The following is a 17,731-nucleotide window of genomic DNA, read 5'->3' on the forward strand; positions in this document are numbered from 1 at the left end:
TGACCGACCGTCCGGTAGATTTTAAGATCGAGCCCGATGCCAGCACAAGCGGATGGATTCAGGGCAAACCCTGAGCCCGCAAAAAGGAGACCGATCGAATGCCCAGCTACGCCATCGACGGCGTGATTCCCGTCGTCGACCCGACGGCCTACGTGCACCCCAGCGCCGTGCTGATAGGCGACGTGATCGTCGGCCCCGGCTGCTACGTCGGCCCCTGCGCCAGCCTGCGCGGCGATTTCGGCCGCATCGTGCTGCAGGAAGGCTCCAACGTGCAGGACCATTGCTGCATCCACGGCTTTCCCGACCAGGACACGGTGGTCGAGGTCAACGGCCACATCGGCCACGGCGCGATCCTGCACAGCTGCATCGTGCGGCGCGATGCGCTGGTGGGCATGAATGCGGTGGTGATGGACGAGGCCGAGATCGGCGAGCAGGCCATCGTGGCGGCCTGCGCCTTCGTGCCGGCCGGCATGAAGGTGCCGGCGCGCTCGCTGGTGGCGGGCATTCCGGCCAAGGTGAAGAAGATGCTGAGCGAGGAAGAAATCGCCTGGAAGCTCGAAGGCACGCAGACCTACCAGGCGCTCACCGTGCGCAGCCTGGCCAGCCTGCGCGAGGTCGCGCCGCTGCAGCAGATGGAGCCTGGCCGCCCGCGGCTGCCTGCTTCCGAGGTGCGTTCGCTGATCGCGACGAGGCGCGGCTAGCTTCGGGCAAGATCACGGCCCGTCCGCAAGCACTGCAATCAAGGAAGAAAGAAGACCCGATGCCGCGTGGAAGATCCGCCACCTATGACGACCAGCGCGAGTTCATCCTGGCGCAGGCCGCCCAGCTGTTCGCGCGCCGCGGCTATCCCGCCACTTCGATGAACCAGGTGGCCGAGGCCTGCAATCTCTCGAAGGCCACGCTCTACCACTACTACAAGGACAAGAGCAGCCTCTTGATCAGCATTGCCGAGACGCACGTGTCCAAGCTCGCGGCGCTGGTGGCCGAGGAAGAGGCGTCGACGCACACCGACGAGGAGCGCCTGCGCCGCTTCATCTACCGCATCGTCGAGGAATACGCTGGCGCGCAGGACGCGCACCGCGTGCTGACCGACGACGTGCGCTTTCTGGAAGAAGAAGACCGCGAGCGCGTGCTGAACCAGGAGCGCGAGGTGGTGGCGGGCTTTGCACGTGCCGTGTCGGCGTTGAGGCCGGGCGCGCCGAGCGACGACCTCGCCAAGCCGCTGACCATGCTGCTGTTCGGCATGATCAACTGGATGTTCACCTGGATGAAGCCCGGCGGCCGGCTCGACCATGCGTCCATTGCGCCGATCGTGGCCGACCTGTTCCTGGGCGGCATCGGTGCGGTGAAGTCGCCGCCTGCCGTTTCACGGCCCGGCGCTTCCGTCAAAGAATCCGGTTGAACCAGAGCAGCGACAGCCCCGCCGACAGCAGCGTGAGGATGGCCGCGCCGAGTGCAAAGAGCGCCGAGATCTCGGTTTCCTTCTTCTCGACCGTGAGCCGCGAGCTCAGCGTTTCGTAGACCTTCTTCAGGTCGGCGGCGGTTCCGGCGTAGAAGTATTCGGCCTGGGTCTTGTTGGCCACGGCCTTGAGCGTTTCCTCGTCGAGGCGCACGCGCATCGACCAGCCTTCGAAGCCGATGGTCTCGCCGTCGACCGTGCCCACGCCCACCGTGTAGATGCGCACGCCGCGATCCGCCGCGGCCTTGGCGGCATCGAGCGGATCGACGCCCGTGGTGCGCTGCCCATCGGTCAGCATGATGATGGCGGCGGAGGTGTAGGAGCCCGGCGCCACCGGGGTGAACTCCTTGGCCTGCTTTTCCGCCTGGTCGATCGGCGTGCCGCGCTGGCGGCTGGGCGCGCTGAACTGGGAGACGTCGATGCCCGCGTCGGGGAACAGGGTGGCGAGCGACACCACGATCGCGTTGCCCGTGGCGGTGGCGCGCTGCAGCTGGAAGCTGTCGATCGCGGCGATCAGGTCGTCGTGGTTGGTGGTGGGCAGCTGCGCCACCTGCGCGCTGCCCGCGAAGGCCACGATGCCCACCTTGACGTGGCGCGGCAGGTCCTTGATGAAGCTCTTGGCCGCTTCCTGCGCCGCGACCAGCCGGTTGGGCAGCACGTCGGCCGCGCGCATGCTGCCCGACACGTCCATCGCCAGGATGATGGTCTGCTGATTGGACGGCAGCATCACCACCGCCATCGGCCGCGCGGCGGCCACCAGCATGGCGGCCATGGCCAGCAGGAACAGGAAGGGCGGAATGTGCCGGCGCACGCTCTGGCCGGCGCCCATGGCCTCGCGCACGATCGACAGGCTCGCATAGCGCACCGCGAGCTTCTTCTTGCGGCGGATCAGCCAGATGTAGAGCAACACCAGCAGCGGCAAGGCCGCCAGCAACCAGAGGAATTGAGGCCAGAGAAATGTCATGCTGCCACCGCCTTCATGCTGCCCGGGCCGATGCGCATGCGGCGCTTGCGCAGGTCGGCGAAACGAACGATGGCTTCCACCAGGTCGTCGCTGGTCGAAAGCTCGAGTGCGTCGACACCCGCTTTCGCGAGCGCAGCGCGCAGCGTGGCCTCGCGCTCGGCCGCCAGGCGTGCAAAGCGCTTGCGAAAGCCGGCGTCGTGCGTGTCGACCCAGAGCTGCTCGCCGGTTTCCGCGTCGCGCAGCGGCACCAGGCCGAGGTCGGGCAGCTCGAGTTCGAGCGGGTCGAACAGGCGCACGGCAATGACTTCATGCCGCTGCACCAGCTGGCCGAGCGGGCGTTCCCAGCCGGGCTCGCTCAGGAAGTCGGACACCACGAACACGGTGGAGCGGCGCGGCATCAGCATGGCCGCCGATTTCAGCAGGTCGGCCAGGCGCGTCATGCCCTTTTGCGCGGGCGCGGCCTCGGCCTTGCCAGCGCGCCGCTCCATCGCATGCAGCAGGTGCAGCACGTGGCGGCGGCCGCTGCGCGGCGGAATCACCGCTTCGAGGTCGGTGCCGTAGACCAGTGCGCCCACCCGGTTGCCGTGGCGCGTGAGCAGCCGCGCGAGCACGCCGACGAAGCCGGCCGAGATTTCGCGCTTGGCCTTGAGGCCCGAGCCGAAATCGACCGAGCGGCTCAGGTCGAGCACGAACCAGGCCGCCATCTCGCGGTCTTCGGTGAAGACGCGCACATGCGGCGTCTGCAGGCGGGCGGTGACGTTCCAGTCGATGTGGCGCACGTCATCGTGGTGCTGGTATTCGCGCAGGTCGGCCAGGTCGAGCCCGGTGCCGCGCATCAGCGTGCGGTAGTCGCCCTGCAGCAGGCCGTCGAGGCGGCGGATCACGGTCCATTCGAGCCGGCGCAGCGCGCGTTCGGCCCCACCGGCCTCGGCGATGAGCCGATCGTCGTTCGCGGCCGCAGGGGCCTTACGCCACCAGCTTTTCATGTTCGAGCGGTTTGGGAGGAGCGGGAACGGCCCTCATGATCTTCTCGATCAGGCTGTCGGGTGTGAGGCCTTCGGACAGGCCCTCGTAGGAAAGCGTCACGCGATGGCGCAGCACGTCGGGCACCAGCGCGGTCATGTCCTCGGGCAGGGCATAGCTGCGGCCGCGCAGCAGCGCGAGAGCGCGCGCGCCTTCGGTCAGGCTGATGCTCGCGCGCGGGCTCGCGCCGAAGGTGATGAAGCGGCGCATGTCCTTCAGCCCGTGCTTGTCGGGTGTGCGCGTGGCCGACACCAGCTTGACCGCATACTGGATGAGCGAAGGGTCGACGTACACGCGCCGCGCCTCCGCCTGCAGGGTGGCGAGCTGCTCGGTGGTTGCCACCGGATTGACCTCGACCAGCGAGCCGATCACGCGCTGGACGATGACGAACTCTTCCTCGTCGCTCGGGTAGTCGACCAGCACCTTCATCATGAAGCGGTCGACCTGCGCCTCGGGCAGCGGATAGGTGCCTTCGGTCTCGATCGGGTTCTGCGTGGCCATCACCAGGAAGGGGCGCGGCACCTTGTGCGTCTCGCCGGCAATGGTGACCTGGCGCTCCTGCATCACTTCCAGCAGTGCGCTCTGCACCTTGGCCGGCGCACGGTTGATTTCGTCGGCCAGCAGCAGGTTGGCGAACACCGGGCCGAGCGAGGTGCTGAACTCGCCGGTCTTCTGGTTGTAGATGCGCGTGCCCACCAGGTCGGCCGGCACCAGGTCGGGCGTGAACTGGATGCGCTTGAACTGGCCGCGCACGGTATCGGCCAGCGTCTTGACGGTGAGCGTCTTCGCAAGGCCCGGCACGCCCTCGACCAGCAGGTGCCCGCCCGCAAGCATGGCCACCATCACGCGCTCCAGGAAGCGGTCCTGGCCCACCACCACGCGCTTGACCTCGTAGAGGATCTGCTCCATCAGCTCGGCCGTGGCGGGAGAGGTGGAAAAGGGGTTCTCTGTGCTCATGCGGGGACCTCTTGTTGAACGATCGAAACTGGGCGCGTTCCTGCTGGCCTAGAACGGCGGCGAACCGGCGGCCGAGGCCGCGTTCTCGATGGGCACCGCAAACCCGATGCCGATGAAGGTGCGCTGCTGCGTGGGATTGAGGATGGCGGTGACGATGCCGAGCACCTCGCCGTCCATGTTGATCAGCGGGCCGCCCGAGTTGCCGGGGTTGGCGGCCGCGTCGAACTGGATCAGGTTGCCCAGTTCCTGCTTGCCCTCGGGCGAGCGGAACGAGCGCTTCAGGCCCGACACCACGCCGGCCGACACCGAGGGGCCGATGCCGAACGGAAAACCGACCGCGGCCACCTGGTCGCCGGGCTGCAGGTCTGCGGTCGAGCGCATGGCGGCGGGAATCAGGTCGTCGGGGATCTTCTGGGCCTGCAGCACCGCGAGGTCGTTCTCGGGCTGCACGCCGGTGATGGTGGCCACGGCCTCGAGCCCGTCGGAGAAGGTGACCTTGATGGTTTCGGCGCCGGCAACCACGTGCAGGTTGGTGAGGATCACGCCCTTGTCGACGATGACCACCCCGGTGCCCACGCCGCGCTCGACCTCGCCCGGGGGCGCATCGGCTTCGGGCGGCTTGCCCTTGGCCATGTTGCGGCCGCGCTTCTGGATCTTGGCCTCGGGCGTGGCCTTCTCGGGGCCGTAGCCGACCACCCGCACCACCGAGGGCCGCACGATCTCGGCGGCCTTGGCGGCGGGCGAGGGGAGTGTGTGGGTCTGCAGCGTGCGCAGCACGGCCGAATCGATGTCCTTCTGCGTCAACGCCTTGCCCTGCCGGGGCCACCACGTGGCACCACCCGCAACGAGCGCGGTGCACAGCACGAGGAGGAACGCGAAACTGCGCCGGCCCGGCTGCCAGCCGGCCTTGGCGTGCGGCGGGGGTGGCGCGCCGTTGCCCGCTGCGCCCTCGGGCGACGGCACGGCCGCCTCATCGGCCGCGGGATCGGCCGCTTGAGGCAGCGTGCGGGGCGAACGGCTGTAGAAAGCGGGCCTGCGCATCGGGGCACCTCCGGCAAGGGATGACGGGTCAGTAGGGAGTCACAGTAGCACGCTTTCTTCTGCCTTGCATCCCTTCGGGCATCATCTCGCCATGGCTGTTTTTGTCGATACCCACTGCCACCTCGACGCGCCCGAATTCGGTGCGGAAATGCCGCTCATCCGTGCGCGGGCGGCCGAACGCGGCGTCGCGCTGTGCGTGATTCCCGCCGTGGCGGTCTTCAATTTCGCGACCGTGCGCGAACTGGCGCAGGTGCAGGGCGATGCCTATGCGCTCGGAATCCATCCGCTGTGCACCGGCAATGCAGAGGAGGCCGACCTGGAGACACTCGATGCCGAGCTTGCCGCGCGCCGCGGCGATCCACGGCTGGTCGCGGTCGGCGAGATCGGCCTCGACTACTTCGTGGAAGGGCTGGACAGCGACAAGCAACAGCACTTTTTTCACACTCAGTTGCAACTCGCGCGCAACCACGATCTGCCGGTGCTCATCCACGTGCGCCGCTCGGTCGACAAGGTACTCAAGCACCTGCGGCAGACCGCGGCCGGCCGGCCGTGGCAGGGCATTGCCCATGCGTTCAATGGCAGCGAGCAGCAGGCCAGGGCCTGCATCGAGATCGGCCTGAAGCTGGGCTTTGGCGGTGCCGTGACCTTCGACCGCGCATTGCAGCTGCGGCGGCTGGCGGCCACGCTGCCGCTCGAATCGATGGTGATGGAAACCGATGCGCCGGACATCCAGCCGCACTGGATCTATCGCACGCAGGCGCAGCGTGCGGCCGGTGAATCGCAGGGCCGCAACGAACCCGGCGAACTGCCGCGCATCGCAGAAGTGGTGGCGCAATTGCGCGGCATCGGTATCGATGAACTGGCCGAGGCCACGACTCGGAATGCGCTCGGAGCCCTGCCTCGGCTCGAAAGTCTTCTCCCCTTGTCGGAAGCCCGGCCGCACCGCGCGTAGGCCGATACCCCGTCTTGCGCTTGCGCAAGCGAGGCGCGCATTTTTACTGTCATCCTTGGCGTTCGAACTGGCGTTGCTTGTTCAGTGGCAAGTCTGTCACTCCAACTCTTCATCCAACAAGGAGTCTTTACACATGACCACCTCTTTCATTCGCACCGTGCCCGTCGTGCTCGCCCTCGCGCTCGCCTCCATCGGCGTGTCCGCCGTGGCCCAGACCGCTGCGCCGGCCACCGCCACGCCGGCTCCGGCCACCGCGGAACCCAGCACCACCGAAAAGGTGAAGGAAGCCGGCAAGGACGCCGTCGATGCCACCAAGCGCACGACCAAGAAGGCCGTGAACGCCACCGAGCGCGGCACCAAGAAGGCCTGGAACGCGACCAAGCGCACCACCAAGAAAGCCACCAACGCCACCAAGAGCGTGGCCGCCAAGACCGGCGACGCCGTGGAGACCGCCGGCCACAAGACGGCCGACGGCATGCGCAGCGCCGGCAAGGCGATCGGCGAGAAGGTGCCCGGCACCGCCGAGAACGAAGCCGCCAAGAAGTAATCGGAATTCGCTTTCGGAAAAACCCGCTTCGGCGGGTTTTTTCATGGGCGGGCGACAGTGCCAAGATAGAGCCCATCCATGAACCTACCCGCCGCATCCGACACCCGCAGCCCCGTGCTCACGGGCCTGGCCCCCATCGTCTCGCCCGCCACCGTCGTACTGATCCTGGGCAGCTTCCCGGGCGTGCGGTCGCTCGAACTGCAGCAGTACTATGCGCATCCGCAAAATCAGTTCTGGAAAATCTTGCAAGCCGTTTGGCCCCACCATCCGCTCCCCGTGGGCGAAGACAGCTATCCCGGGAAGAAAAAGTGGCTGCTCGAGCGCGGCCTGGGCGTATGGGACGTGTATGCGGCCTGCGAGCGCGAGGGCAGCCTCGACTCCGCCATCCGCGCGCCCGTGGCCAATGACATCGTGGGCCTGCACCTGCCCCGGCTGGCGGCCATTGCGCACAACGGCGGCGAGAGCTTCAAGCACGCGCGCCACACGCGCACCCTCGGGGTGCCGGTCTACCAACTGCCTTCCACCAGCCCCGCCAACGCGTCGTGGAGCTTCGAGCGCAAGCTCGCAGCCTGGCGCGAGGTCTTTGACGCCCACCACCTTCTTTGATGGCCACGAGCAAAACCCCCGTTCTCCCCGAAGTCAACTTTTCCGACTGGGGCGACATCCGCTACCTGCACCTGGGCACCGAATGGGTCCAGGGCTCGATGAAGCTCGACGCGCCGTTCGAGATCGAGCTCGAATACGTGCAGCGCATGATGGCCTGGCTGCTGTTCGCCGACCCGAAGAGCCTGGCCGGCCGCCATGCGATGCAGCTGGGCCTCGGTGCGGCCACGCTCACCAAGTTCTGCCGCAAGACCCTGCGCATGCGCACCACCGCGGTGGAGCTGAATCCGCAGGTGGTGTCGGCCTGCCGCGGCTGGTTCAAGCTGCCGGCCGACGACCCGAAGCTGCGCGTGGTCATTGCCGATGCCGCGCAGGAGATCCGCAAGCCCGAATGGCAGGGCACGGTCGATGCACTGCAGGTCGACCTGTACGACCATGAGGCCGCCGCGCCGGTGCTCGACAGCGAAGACTTCTACGCCGATTGCCGCGCGCTGCTCACCGAGGATGGCTGCATGACGGTCAATCTCTTCGGCCGCTCGTCGAGCTACGAGCGCAGCCTCGAGAAAATCGCCGGTGCATTCGGCGCCGACGCGGTCTGGGCCTTCAAGCCGACGCGCGAAGGCAACACGGTGGTGCTGGCGCAGCGCGCACCCAGCCGGCCCAAGCGCGAAGCCCTTGCCGAGCGCGCCCAAACGATCCAGACTCGATGGGGCCTGCCCGCGCCCAAATGGCTGCGCGTGTTCAAACCGCTGAATCCCACCCTCACCCGACCAACCGGCCCATGAGCGCTGTTTCCGCTACCGCATCCCCGGCCGCCCGCCACGAAGGCCCGCTCGACCTGCGCCGCCTGATCGAATGGCTTGCCGCCGACGGCATGATTTCTCCGGTGGAAGCCAAGCGCACCATCGCGCGCTGCGCCCAGGCCGAGAGCCGGCAGGCGCCGCTGGTGCGGCTGGCCAACGTGGCCATGACGCGCGAAAGCGACGGCAAGCCGCTCGATCTCGAAATGCTCACGCAGTGGCTCTCCGGCCGTGCGGGGCTGGCCTACCTGCGCATCGATCCGCTCAAGGTCGACGTGGGCAAGGTCGCCGACACCATGAGCGCGGCCTATGCCGAGCGCCACAAGGTGCTGCCGGTGCAGGTGCTGCCCAATGAAGTGGTGGTGGCCACGGCCGAGCCCTTCCTGACCGACTGGATCGCCGAGGTGGAGCGCCAGTCGCGCCGCACGGTGCGCCGCGTGGTGGCCAACCCCACCGACATCCAGCGCTACACGGCCGAGTTCTTCGCGCTCGCCAAGTCGGTGCGCGCCGCGCAGAAAGCCGGCGGCAACACCGGCGGCGCGAGCTTCGAGCAGCTGGTGGAGCTGGGCAAGAGCACCAAGCAGCTCGACGCCAACGACCAGAGCGTGGTGCAGGTGGTCGATTGGCTCTGGCAATACGCCTTCGACCAGCGCGCGAGCGACATCCACCTGGAGCCGCGCCGTGAGCAGGGCGTGATCCGCTTTCGCATCGACGGCATCCTGCATCCGGCCTACCAGATGCCCATGGGCGTGATGAACGCCATGGTGTCGCGCATCAAGCTGCTGGGCCGCATGGACGTGGTCGAGAAGCGCCGCCCGCTCGACGGCCGCATCAAGACGCGCAACATGCGCGGCGACGAAGTCGAAATGCGCCTGTCCACCCTGCCGACCGCCTTCGGCGAGAAGATGGTGATGCGCATCTTCGACCCCGACACCGCGGTGAAGGACCTCGACGCGCTGGGCTTCGCGCAGCACGACGCGCAGCGCTGGGAGCAGCTCGTCACGCGGCCCAACGGCATCATCCTGGTGACCGGGCCCACCGGCTCGGGCAAGACCACCACGCTGTACTCCACGCTCAAGCGCGTGGCCACCGAAGAGGTCAACGTGAGCACGGTCGAAGACCCGATCGAGATGATCGAGCCTTCGTTCAACCAGACGCAGGTGCAGCCGCAGCTCGATTTCGGTTTTACCGAAGGGCTGCGCGCGCTGATGCGGCAGGACCCGGACATCATCATGGTCGGCGAAATCCGCGACCTGGCCACCGCCGAGATGGCGGTGCAGGCCGCGCTCACCGGCCACCTGGTGTTCAGCACGCTGCACACCAACGACGCGCCGAGCGCCATCACGCGGCTGATGGAGCTCGGCGTGCCTTCGTACCTCATCAACGCCGTGATGCTCGGCGTGCTGGCCCAGCGGCTGGTGCGCACGCTGTGCCCCAACTGCAAGCAGCCCGACGACACGGTCACGCGCGAGAAGCTCGAGACCATCGTCAAGCCCTGGCAGATCACCGGTTCGGTGCGCGCCTACAAGCCGGTGGGCTGCGTCGATTGCCGCATGACCGGCTACATGGGCCGCATGGGCCTGTACGAGCTGCTGAGCATCAGCGAAGACTTCAAGGCTCAGGTCACCAAGGAGCCCAACCTGGCCGGGCTGCGCCGGCAGGCCGTGATCGACGGCATGCGTCCGCTGCGCCTGGCCGGGGCGCTGCGCATCGCCGAAGGCGTCACCACCATCGAGGAAGTGCTGAGCGCGACGCCGCCGCTGGAGTGAACGGCAGCGGCGAGGCCCAGGGGTTATCCCTAGGCTTTCGGTTAGTGGAATCCACATCGGGCTGACCGCCAGCTGACTCGACAATCTCGCATCGAAATTTGTTCGAGGAGACTGTTCGTGAAAATCAAGAGTCAGAAAGACTTTTTCTCGGGACTGATGTTTACGGTCGTGGGCGTGGCGTTCGCATGGGGCGCCACCACCTACAGCGTAGGCAGCGGCGCCCGCATGGGGCCGGGTTACTTCCCGTTGATGCTGGGCATCCTGATGGCCGTCATCGGCCTGGGGATCATGTTCAGCGGCCTGACCGTCGAAACCACCGACGGCGAAAAGATCGGCAAGTGGGCCTGGAAGCAGGTCGTGTTCATCCTGGGCGCCAATCTCGCGTTCGGCATCCTGCTGGGCGGCCTGCCGAGCATCGGCGTGCCGGCCATGGGAATGATCATCGCCATCTACGCGCTCGTGATCATCTCGAGCCTGGCGGGCCATGAGTTCAAGCTCCCCAGCGTGCTGATCCTGGCCACCGTGCTGGCCGTCGGCAGCTATGTCGCCTTCATCTGGGCGCTCAAGCTGCAGATCCAGGTCTGGCCGACCTTCATCACCGGTTGAGAAGAAAGCGCGCAAATGGAATTGTTTGAACACCTCTCGATGGGTTTTGGCGTTGCCTTTACCTTCACCAATCTGCTGTACTGCCTGGTCGGCTGCATCCTGGGCACCTTGATCGGCGTGCTGCCGGGCATCGGCCCGGTCGCAACCATCGCGATGCTGCTGCCCGCCACGTACGCACTGCCGCCTGTGTCGGCGCTGATCATGCTGGCCGGCATCTACTACGGCGCGCAGTACGGCGGCTCGACCACCGCCATCCTGGTGAACCTGCCGGGCGAATCCTCCTCCGTGGTCACCGTGATCGACGGCTACCAGATGGCGCGCAAGGGCCGTGCAGGTCCGGCGCTGGCCGCTGCGGGCCTGGGTTCGTTCTTTGCCGGCTGCGTTGGCACGCTGATCCTCGCGGCCTTCGCGCCGCCGCTGACCGAGCTGGCCTTCAAGTTCGGTCCGGCCGAGTATTTCTCGCTGATGATCCTGGGCCTGATCGGCGCGGTGGTGCTGGCCTCGGGCTCGCTGCTCAAGGCCATCGCCATGATCGTGCTGGGCCTCCTGATGGGCCTGGTGGGCACCGACGTGAATTCGGGCGTGGCGCGCTACAGCTTCGACATTCCGGAGCTCACCGACGGCATCGGCTTTGTGGCCATTGCCATGGGCGTGTTCGGCTACGGCGAAATCATTGCCAACCTTTCGCGTCCCGACGACGAGCGCGAAGTGTTCACCGCCAAGGTCTCGGGCCTGTTCCCGACCAAGGAAGACTTCAAGCGCATGATCCCCGCGGTGCTGCGCGGCACGGCGCTGGGCTCTTCGCTCGGCATCCTGCCGGGCGGCGGCGCGCTGCTGGCGGCCTTCGCGGCCTACACCATCGAGAAGAAGACCAAGCTGCAGCCTGGCGAAGTGCCGTTCGGCAAGGGCAACATCCGCGGCGTGGCGGCGCCCGAGTCGGCCAACAATGCCGGCGCGCAGACCTCCTTCATCCCGCTCCTGACGCTGGGCATTCCGCCCAACGCGGTGATGGCGCTGATGGTGGGTGCGATGACCATCCACAACATCCAGCCCGGCCCGCAGGTCATGACCAGCAACCCCGAGCTGTTCTGGGGCCTGATCGCCTCGATGTGGCTGGGCAATGCGATGCTGATCATCCTGAACCTGCCGCTGATCGGCATGTGGATCAAGCTCCTGTCGGTGCCCTACAAGTTCCTGTTCCCGGCGATCGTGCTGTTCTGCGCGATTGGCGTGTACTCGACCAACAACAACACCTTCGACATCTGGATGGTGGGCATCTTCGGCCTGGTGGGCTACACCTTCTTCAAACTGGGTTGCGAGCCTGCCCCGCTGCTGCTGGGCTTCATCCTTGGGCCGATGATGGAAGAGAACCTGCGGCGCTCGCTGCTGCTGTCGCGCGGCGACTGGAGCGTGTTCGTCACGCGCCCGATCTCCGCCAGCCTGCTGGCCGCCGCGGCGCTGCTGCTGGTGATCGTGCTGCTGCCGGCCGTCAAATCGAAGCGCGAAGAAGCCTTCGTCGAGGTTGACTGAGGGCTCGATTGACAGCGACCCAAGAGGCGCCTTCGGGCGCCTTTTTCTTTTTCAGGGCCTGGCTGCTCTTGGCGGCTTCATGTGCTGGCGCGCCATGGTGAGGAAGGCCATGGCTGCGGGACTGAGCGGATGCTTGGCGAGGCGGATGGCGACGACCGGGTACTCGAGCACCGGGCGCGTGACGGCCACCGCGCGCAGGTTGCCGGGCATCAGCACCTCCACATAGCGCGGCAGGAGCGCCACGCCTGCGCCCGCCTGGATCAGGCCGAAAGCCGTCGACAGCATCGACACGTGGTGGACCACGCGCGGATACACATTGGCCATGCTCGAAAGCTGGCGGCTCACGGCGCGCCATACGTTGGCGTCGGGGTTCACATGGATGAAGGGCAGCGCCTCGAGCTGCCGGGCATCGACCACCACGCGCTGTGCCAGCGGATGGTCGTCGCGCACGAACAGTGCCATGCGCTCGGTGAACAGCGGCTCGGTCGCGAGTTCGGAGTGTTTCTGCCCGATATCGGAACCGAAGCCCAGATCGGCCTCCTGCGAGAGGATGCGCGAGATCATCTGCTCCGCGGTGCTGTCGAGCAGCGTGGTTGCCAGCGTGGGGTGCTTCTGCGAGAACCGGCCGAGCATCGGTGGCAGCAGGGCGCCCGCCGTGAGGTGGCCCACCGCCAGCACCACGCGTCCTTCGCGCAGCTGCGACTGCGAGCGGCAGGCGTCCACCGATTCATCGATCAGCCGCAACGCGCGCACGGCGGTCTCGACCATCATCTGGCCCGCGCCCGTCAGCTGGATGCGGCGGCCCCGCACCACCAGCGGCTGCCCGAGTTCTTCCTCCATGCGCTTGACCAGGTGGCTGATCGCGGGCTGCGTCAGCTGAAGGGCTTCCGCCGCGAGCGTGAAGCTGCCCGATTCGGCCACCGCCGCCAGCGCGCGCAGCTGCTGCAGGGAGACTTCTTCCGCCGCGTTCCTTGCCATAAACCGAACTCATAGTTGAATAACTCGAATTATCTGGCTTGATGCCGGTGCGCTGCATAGCATGCGAGCTTTTCTCCACCAGGCCAGAATCAGCACCATGAAAAGAATCCAGTTCCTCCAAGCGGCCGCAGCGGCGCTTTGCGTGGCTGCGTCGACGCCCGGCCTGGCCCAGGGCTACCCGAACAAGCCGGTGCGGCTCATCGTGCCGTTTCCGGCGGCCGGCGCGACCGACCTCTTTGCCCGCACGCTCGGGCAGAAGATGGGCGAAAAGCTCGGCACCACGCTGGTCATCGACAACAAGCCGGGCGCAGGCGGCGCCATCGGCTCCGACATGGCCGCGAAGGCACCGGCCGACGGCTACACGCTGCTGCTGGCCACCACCAGCACCCACTCCATCGGGCCGGCCATCACCAGCAAGCTGCCCTACGACACGGTGCGCGACTTCACGCCCATCGCGCATGTGGGCGACGCGCCGAGCATCATGCTGGTGCCGGTCAATTCGCCCGCGAAGACCGTGCGCGAGTGGATCGATTACGCAAAAAAGAACCCCGGAAAGCTCAACTACGCCTCCAGCGGCAACGGCACCATCGTGCAGCTCACGGCGGAGCTGTTCAAGTCGCAAGCCGGCGTGTTCGTGACGCACATTCCCTACAAGGGCACGGCGCTGGCCATTCCCGACCTGATCAGCGGCAAGGTCGACGTGCTGTTCGACTCGCTACCCACCGGCATGCCGCATGTGCGCGACGGCCGGTTGCGCGCGCTGGGCGTTACCACGCTGAAGCGCAGCCCGCTCGCGCCCGAGCTGCCGCCGATCGCCGACACGCTGCCGGGCTTCGAGTCGAACACCTGGTTCGGCTTCTACGGCCCCAAGGGCCTGCCGGCGGACATCGTCGCGCGCGTCAACAAGGCCGCGAACGAGGCGCTGGCCGATCCCGAGGTGAAGGAAAAGCTTTCGCGCCTGGGCATCGAGCCTGCTGCTGCCGGAACGCCCGAGCAGTTCGCCAGGATGGTGGCGGCCGACGCCGCCAAGTGGAAAAAAATCGTGGTCGAGCGCAAGATCAGCAACGAATAGCGAGCACATCCCATGAACTTCGACTTCAGCAACCCCTATCTCTCCACCCGCATTCCGATCTTTGCGCGCAACGTGGTGTCCACGTCGCATCCGCTCGCCTCGCAGGCGGGGCTGCGCATGCTGCAGCAGGGCGGCAATGCCGTCGATGCGGCCATTGCCACGGCGGCCGTGATGACGCTGGTCGAGCCCGTGAGCAACGGCCTGGGCAGCGATGCCTTCTGCATCCTGTGGGATGGCAAGGAACTGCACGGCCTCAACGCCTCGGGCCGCGCGCCCAAGGCCTGGACGCCCGACTACTTCAAGGCCAAGTACGGCGCCGATGCCGCCACGCCGCCGATGCGCGGCATCGATTCGGTCACCGTGCCGGGCGCGGTGCGCGGCTGGGTGGCGCTGAGCGAGCGCTTCGGCAAGCTGCCTTTTGCCGATCTGCTGGCGCCGGCCATCGACATCGCCGAACGCGGCTACCTGGTGCCGCCGGTGGTGCAGCAGAAATGGGCCGCCGCGGTGCCGGTGCTGGCCTCGGTGGCGGGCTTCGCGCAGACCTTCATGCCCTGGGGCCGGGCGCCCGAAGTGGGCGAGCTGTTCCGCTTCACGGCCGCCGCGCGTGCGCTCAAGGCCATTGCCCGCACCAAGGGCGAGGCCTACTACAGCGGCGAGATCGCCGAGGCGCTCGCCAGGTTTTCGAAAGAGCAGGGCGGCTCGCTCACGGTGGCCGACCTCTCGGCCTACCAGCCCGAATGGGTCCAGCCGATCTCGCGCGACTACCGCGGCCACACGCTGCACGAGATTCCGCCCAACGGGCAGGGCATTGCGGCGCTGATCGCGCTCGGCATCCTCGAGAAATTCGACATCGCCTCGCTGCCGGTCGACTCGGTCGCTTCGCAGCACCTGCAGATCGAGGCGATGAAACTCGCCTTCGCCGACGTCTACCGTTACGTGTCGGAGCCATCGTCGATGACGGTGACACCCGCGCAAATGCTCGATGACTCCTACCTGGCATCGCGTGCGAGACTCATCGACGTGAAAAAGGCACAGGACTTCAAGGCCGGCAACCCCGTCAAGGGCGGCACCATCTACCTCACGGCGGCCGACGAGAGCGGCATGATGGTGAGCTTCATCCAGAGCAACTACATGGGCTTCGGCTCGGGCTGCGTGGAGCCCGAGTTCGGCATCAGCCTGCAGAACCGCGGCCACGGCTTCAGCCTCAAGGCCGAGAGCCCGAACGTCGTGGCGCCGGGCAAGCGGCCGTTCCACACCATCATTCCGGCCTTCCTCACCAAGGACGGCCAGCCGGTGATGAGCTTCGGCGTGATGGGCGGCAACATGCAGCCGCAAGGCCACATGCAGACGCTGGTGCGCATGCTCGACTACAAGCAGAACCCGCAGGCCGCCTGCGATGCGCCGCGCTGGCGCTTCAACGCGGGGCTCGAGATCAACGTCGAGGCCGCGATGAATCCGGCCACGGTTCAGGGCCTGCGCGAGCTCGGCCACCACCTCGACGTGATCGACGACTCCTACCAGGACTTCGGCGCCGGCCAGTTCATCTGGCGCGCAGGCGATCCATCGGTCGAAGGCTACGTGGCCGCCAGCGATCCGCGCCGCGATGGCTTGGCGGCAGGCTTTTGACGGCTACGCGATGATCGGGGAATGACCAAGTCCGCCGTACAGACCGGCATTCCCTCATCTTCCGCAAGCGGCGCAAGGAGCATTGCGCCCGGCCTCATCCTCGCCTCGCTGGGCGCGGTCGCGTTCAGCGGCAAGGCCATCATCGTCAAGCTGGCCTACCGCTACGGCGTGGATGCGATCACGCTGATCATGCTGCGCATGCTGTTCGCGCTGCCGCTGTTCGCGCTGATGGCGTGGTGGGCCGGCCGCGGCAAGCCCGCGCTCACGGGGCGCGACTGGTTCGGCGTGGTGGGGCTCGGCTTCTCGGGCTATTACCTTGCGAGCTTTCTCGACTTTGCGGGGCTCGCCTACATCTCGGCCAGCTTCGAGCGGCTCATCCTTTATCTCAACCCCACGCTGGTGCTGCTGTTCGGCTGGCTTTTGTACCGGCGGCGCGCCACGCGGCCGCAGGTGCTCGGCATGATCGTGAGCTATGCCGGCGTGCTGCTCGTGTTCGGGCATGAGCTTTGGATCGGCGGTGGCGGCAAGGGTGGCGGGGCGGCGGCCTGGGGCACCTTCCTCGTGTTCCTGAGCGCCGTGAGCTATGCGGGCTACCTTGTCTACAGCGGCGAATTCGTCAAGCGCCTGGGCTCGCTGCGGCTCGTGGGGCTGGCCACCACCGTGGCCTGCCTGCTGTGCATCCTGCAGTTCGTGCTGACGCGGCCGATGAGCGCCGCGATGCAGGTGGCGCCCGAGGTCATCTGGCTGTCGGTGCTCAACGCCACGCTGTGCACGGCGGTGCCTGTCCTCATGGTCATGATGGCCATCGAGCGCATCGGCCCGGCCATGGCCGCGCAAACCGGCATGATCGGGCCGCTGTCGACGATCCTCATGGGCGTGGTCATACTCGGCGAGCCGTTCACCGCGTGGATCGCGGCCGGCACGGTGCTCGTGATTGCGGGCATCTTCGTTTTCACACGCATGGGGCGCTAGCGTCCCTGCAGTCAAGGAGCAACAACATGGATTTGGGCATTGCAGGCAAGACCGCGCTGGTGTGCGGCGCGAGCAAGGGACTCGGCTACGGCTGTGCCGAGGCGCTGGTGCGCGAGGGCGTGAACGTGGTCATCGTGGCGCGCGGCGCCGAGGCGCTGGAAGCGGCGGCTGCGAAGCTGGCCGCAGCGGCAGCCGGCTCGCCGGCGCCTTTCGTCAAGCACGTGGCCGCCGACATCACGACGGAGGCCGGCCGCGCCGCGGTGTTCGCACTGGGCCACGACTTCGACATCGTGGTCACCAACGCCGGCGGCCCGCCCCCGGGCGACTTCCGCAGCTGGGACCGCGAGGCCTGGATCAAGGCCGTCGATGCCAACATGCTGACGCCCATCGAGCTCATCAAGGCCACGGTCGACGGCATGGCCAAGCGCGGCTTCGGGCGCATCGTCAACATCACCTCGAGCTCGGTGAAGTCGCCCATCGACATCCTGGGCCTCTCCAACGGTGCGCGCAGCGGCCTCACGGGCTTCGTGGCCGGCGTGGCGCGCACCTCCATCGCCGCGCAGGGCGTGACCATCAACAACCTGCTGCCCGGCTCCTTCGACACCGACCGCCTCAAGGGCACGATGGCAGGCACGGCCCAGAAGACCGGCCAGGACTTCGACACCGTGTGGGAAGCCCGCAAGAAGAACATCCCGGCCAGGCGCTTCGGCACGCCGGCCGAGTTCGGCGCGATCTGCGCCTTTCTCTGCAGCATGCAGGCGGGCTACATGACGGGGCAGAACGTCCTTGCTGACGGCGGCGCCTACCCTGGCACGTACTGAGCTCGCCCCCA

General features: G+C 67.2%; 18 protein-coding genes. 13 read left to right on the plus strand and 5 right to left on the minus strand.

The genetic code is table 11. The annotated features are described in order from the left end of the window. The first annotated feature begins 98 nt into the window (after positions 1-98). Both ACAM54_RS05980 and ACAM54_RS05985 read left to right on the plus strand, forming a co-directional pair. Complete coding sequence (locus ACAM54_RS05980) at positions 99-701, plus strand: phenylacetic acid degradation protein PaaY (RefSeq protein WP_145741183.1); 603 nt, start codon at positions 99-101, stop codon at positions 699-701. Between the two features lie 59 nt (positions 702-760). Further along, complete coding sequence (locus ACAM54_RS05985) at positions 761-1,402, plus strand: TetR/AcrR family transcriptional regulator (protein WP_025569679.1); 642 nt, start codon at positions 761-763, stop codon at positions 1,400-1,402. On the opposite strand, the gene ACAM54_RS05990 is transcribed toward ACAM54_RS05985, so the two are convergent. The 4 genes from ACAM54_RS05990 to ACAM54_RS06005 are packed head-to-tail and all read right to left on the minus strand — an operon-like array spanning position 1,386 to position 5,444. Beyond that, on the minus strand, positions 1,386-2,423 hold the full coding sequence (locus ACAM54_RS05990; protein ID WP_369650121.1) for a VWA domain-containing protein: 1,038 nt from the start codon (positions 2,421-2,423) through the stop codon (positions 1,386-1,388). The genes ACAM54_RS05985 and ACAM54_RS05990 overlap by 17 nt on opposite strands. Further along, the gene (locus ACAM54_RS05995; protein ID WP_025569676.1) at positions 2,420-3,409 is read right to left on the minus strand and encodes a DUF58 domain-containing protein; all 990 of its coding nucleotides are present in this window, start codon (positions 3,407-3,409) and stop codon (positions 2,420-2,422) included. Before ACAM54_RS05995 ends, ACAM54_RS05990 begins: the two co-directional genes overlap by 4 nt. Further along, positions 3,390-4,403 carry a MoxR family ATPase gene (locus tag ACAM54_RS06000; RefSeq protein ID WP_145741187.1) on the minus strand — a complete coding sequence of 338 codons (1,014 nt, stop codon included), beginning with the start codon at positions 4,401-4,403 and terminating at the stop codon, positions 3,390-3,392. The genes ACAM54_RS05995 and ACAM54_RS06000 overlap by 20 nt, the downstream gene beginning before the upstream one ends. Positions 4,404-4,451: 48 nt before the next feature. Further along, positions 4,452-5,444: a S1C family serine protease gene (locus tag ACAM54_RS06005; RefSeq protein ID WP_025569674.1), complete on the minus strand. Its 993-nt coding sequence runs from the start codon at positions 5,442-5,444 to the stop codon at positions 4,452-4,454. 91 nt (positions 5,445-5,535) lie between these two features. Between ACAM54_RS06005 and ACAM54_RS06010 the strand changes: the two genes are divergently transcribed. The 7 genes from ACAM54_RS06010 (at position 5,536) to ACAM54_RS06040 (ending at position 12,251) form a co-directional block, all read left to right on the plus strand. After that, on the plus strand, positions 5,536-6,396 hold the full coding sequence (locus ACAM54_RS06010) for a TatD family hydrolase (protein WP_025569671.1): 861 nt from the start codon (positions 5,536-5,538) through the stop codon (positions 6,394-6,396). A 133-nt stretch (positions 6,397-6,529) separates the two neighbouring features. Beyond that, positions 6,530-6,943 (plus strand): hypothetical protein, encoded by a 414-nt coding sequence (locus tag ACAM54_RS06015; protein ID WP_025569669.1) that lies wholly within the window; start codon positions 6,530-6,532, stop codon positions 6,941-6,943. Positions 6,944-7,021: 78 nt separating this feature from the next. Beyond that, positions 7,022-7,549 carry a DNA-deoxyinosine glycosylase gene (locus tag ACAM54_RS06020; protein WP_369650122.1) on the plus strand — a complete coding sequence of 176 codons (528 nt, stop codon included), beginning with the start codon at positions 7,022-7,024 and terminating at the stop codon, positions 7,547-7,549. Beyond that, the gene (locus ACAM54_RS06025) at positions 7,549-8,331 is read left to right on the plus strand and encodes a spermidine synthase (RefSeq protein ID WP_145741197.1); all 783 of its coding nucleotides are present in this window, start codon (positions 7,549-7,551) and stop codon (positions 8,329-8,331) included. The genes ACAM54_RS06020 and ACAM54_RS06025 overlap by 1 nt, the downstream gene beginning before the upstream one ends. Beyond that, positions 8,328-10,115, plus strand: a complete 1,788-nt coding sequence (locus ACAM54_RS06030) for a GspE/PulE family protein (RefSeq protein ID WP_145741198.1) — start codon at positions 8,328-8,330, stop codon at positions 10,113-10,115. The genes ACAM54_RS06025 and ACAM54_RS06030 overlap by 4 nt, the downstream gene beginning before the upstream one ends. Before the next feature lie 117 nt (positions 10,116-10,232). Beyond that, positions 10,233-10,721, plus strand: a complete 489-nt coding sequence (locus ACAM54_RS06035; protein WP_145741200.1) for a tripartite tricarboxylate transporter TctB family protein — start codon at positions 10,233-10,235, stop codon at positions 10,719-10,721. 15 nt (positions 10,722-10,736) lie between these two features. After that, positions 10,737-12,251 (plus strand): tripartite tricarboxylate transporter permease, encoded by a 1,515-nt coding sequence (locus ACAM54_RS06040; protein ID WP_369650123.1) that lies wholly within the window; start codon positions 10,737-10,739, stop codon positions 12,249-12,251. A 51-nt stretch (positions 12,252-12,302) separates the two neighbouring features. Here the strand turns inward: ACAM54_RS06040 and ACAM54_RS06045 are convergent, their stop codons facing one another. After that, positions 12,303-13,229 carry a LysR family transcriptional regulator gene (locus tag ACAM54_RS06045; RefSeq protein WP_209499866.1) on the minus strand — a complete coding sequence of 309 codons (927 nt, stop codon included), beginning with the start codon at positions 13,227-13,229 and terminating at the stop codon, positions 12,303-12,305. 97 nt (positions 13,230-13,326) lie between these two features. Here ACAM54_RS06045 and ACAM54_RS06050 point away from each other — a divergent pair, with 97 nt between their 5' ends. From ACAM54_RS06050 to ACAM54_RS06065, 4 genes are read left to right on the plus strand one after another with little or no spacing between them, the layout of a single operon-like run. Then, complete coding sequence (locus ACAM54_RS06050; RefSeq protein ID WP_369650124.1) at positions 13,327-14,301, plus strand: Bug family tripartite tricarboxylate transporter substrate binding protein; 975 nt, start codon at positions 13,327-13,329, stop codon at positions 14,299-14,301. Positions 14,302-14,313: 12 nt separating this feature from the next. After that, the gene (locus tag ACAM54_RS06055; RefSeq protein WP_145741208.1) at positions 14,314-15,927 is read left to right on the plus strand and encodes a gamma-glutamyltransferase family protein; all 1,614 of its coding nucleotides are present in this window, start codon (positions 14,314-14,316) and stop codon (positions 15,925-15,927) included. Between the two features lie 21 nt (positions 15,928-15,948). Continuing rightward, positions 15,949-16,899, plus strand: coding sequence for a DMT family transporter (locus ACAM54_RS06060; protein ID WP_192323009.1), 951 nt, complete (start codon positions 15,949-15,951; stop codon positions 16,897-16,899). Positions 16,900-16,925: 26 nt separating this feature from the next. Next, entirely contained in the window at positions 16,926-17,720 is a 795-nt protein-coding gene (locus tag ACAM54_RS06065) for an SDR family oxidoreductase (protein ID WP_192323008.1), read from the plus strand. The last annotated feature ends 11 nt before the right edge of the window (positions 17,721-17,731 follow it).

The organism is Variovorax sp. V93 (assembly GCF_041154485.1).
Classification (GTDB): Bacteria; Pseudomonadota; Gammaproteobacteria; order Burkholderiales; family Burkholderiaceae_C; genus Variovorax; species Variovorax beijingensis_A.

Excerpts from the sequence above, each read along its gene's own strand:
- ACAM54_RS06055 (WP_145741208.1), top strand. The coding sequence starts at position 14,314 with ATGAACTTCGACTTCAGCAACCCCTATCTCTCCACCCGCATTCCGATC.
- ACAM54_RS05990 (WP_369650121.1), bottom strand. The coding sequence starts at position 2,423 with ATGACATTTCTCTGGCCTCAATTCCTCTGGTTGCTGGCGGCCTTGCCG.
- ACAM54_RS06060 (WP_192323009.1), top strand. The coding sequence starts at position 15,949 with ATGACCAAGTCCGCCGTACAGACCGGCATTCCCTCATCTTCCGCAAGC.
- ACAM54_RS06000 (WP_145741187.1), bottom strand. The coding sequence starts at position 4,403 with ATGAGCACAGAGAACCCCTTTTCCACCTCTCCCGCCACGGCCGAGCTG.
- ACAM54_RS06065 (WP_192323008.1), top strand. The coding sequence starts at position 16,926 with ATGGATTTGGGCATTGCAGGCAAGACCGCGCTGGTGTGCGGCGCGAGC.
- ACAM54_RS06005 (WP_025569674.1), bottom strand. The coding sequence starts at position 5,444 with ATGCGCAGGCCCGCTTTCTACAGCCGTTCGCCCCGCACGCTGCCTCAA.
- ACAM54_RS06045 (WP_209499866.1), bottom strand. The coding sequence starts at position 13,229 with ATGGCAAGGAACGCGGCGGAAGAAGTCTCCCTGCAGCAGCTGCGCGCG.
- ACAM54_RS06030 (WP_145741198.1), top strand. The coding sequence starts at position 8,328 with ATGAGCGCTGTTTCCGCTACCGCATCCCCGGCCGCCCGCCACGAAGGC.
- ACAM54_RS06015 (WP_025569669.1), top strand. The coding sequence starts at position 6,530 with ATGACCACCTCTTTCATTCGCACCGTGCCCGTCGTGCTCGCCCTCGCG.
- ACAM54_RS06040 (WP_369650123.1), top strand. The coding sequence starts at position 10,737 with ATGGAATTGTTTGAACACCTCTCGATGGGTTTTGGCGTTGCCTTTACC.
- ACAM54_RS05985 (WP_025569679.1), top strand. The coding sequence starts at position 761 with ATGCCGCGTGGAAGATCCGCCACCTATGACGACCAGCGCGAGTTCATC.
- ACAM54_RS05995 (WP_025569676.1), bottom strand. The coding sequence starts at position 3,409 with ATGAAAAGCTGGTGGCGTAAGGCCCCTGCGGCCGCGAACGACGATCGG.
- ACAM54_RS06020 (WP_369650122.1), top strand. The coding sequence starts at position 7,022 with ATGAACCTACCCGCCGCATCCGACACCCGCAGCCCCGTGCTCACGGGC.
- ACAM54_RS06050 (WP_369650124.1), top strand. The coding sequence starts at position 13,327 with ATGAAAAGAATCCAGTTCCTCCAAGCGGCCGCAGCGGCGCTTTGCGTG.
- ACAM54_RS06010 (WP_025569671.1), top strand. The coding sequence starts at position 5,536 with ATGGCTGTTTTTGTCGATACCCACTGCCACCTCGACGCGCCCGAATTC.
- ACAM54_RS06025 (WP_145741197.1), top strand. The coding sequence starts at position 7,549 with ATGGCCACGAGCAAAACCCCCGTTCTCCCCGAAGTCAACTTTTCCGAC.
- ACAM54_RS05980 (WP_145741183.1), top strand. The coding sequence starts at position 99 with ATGCCCAGCTACGCCATCGACGGCGTGATTCCCGTCGTCGACCCGACG.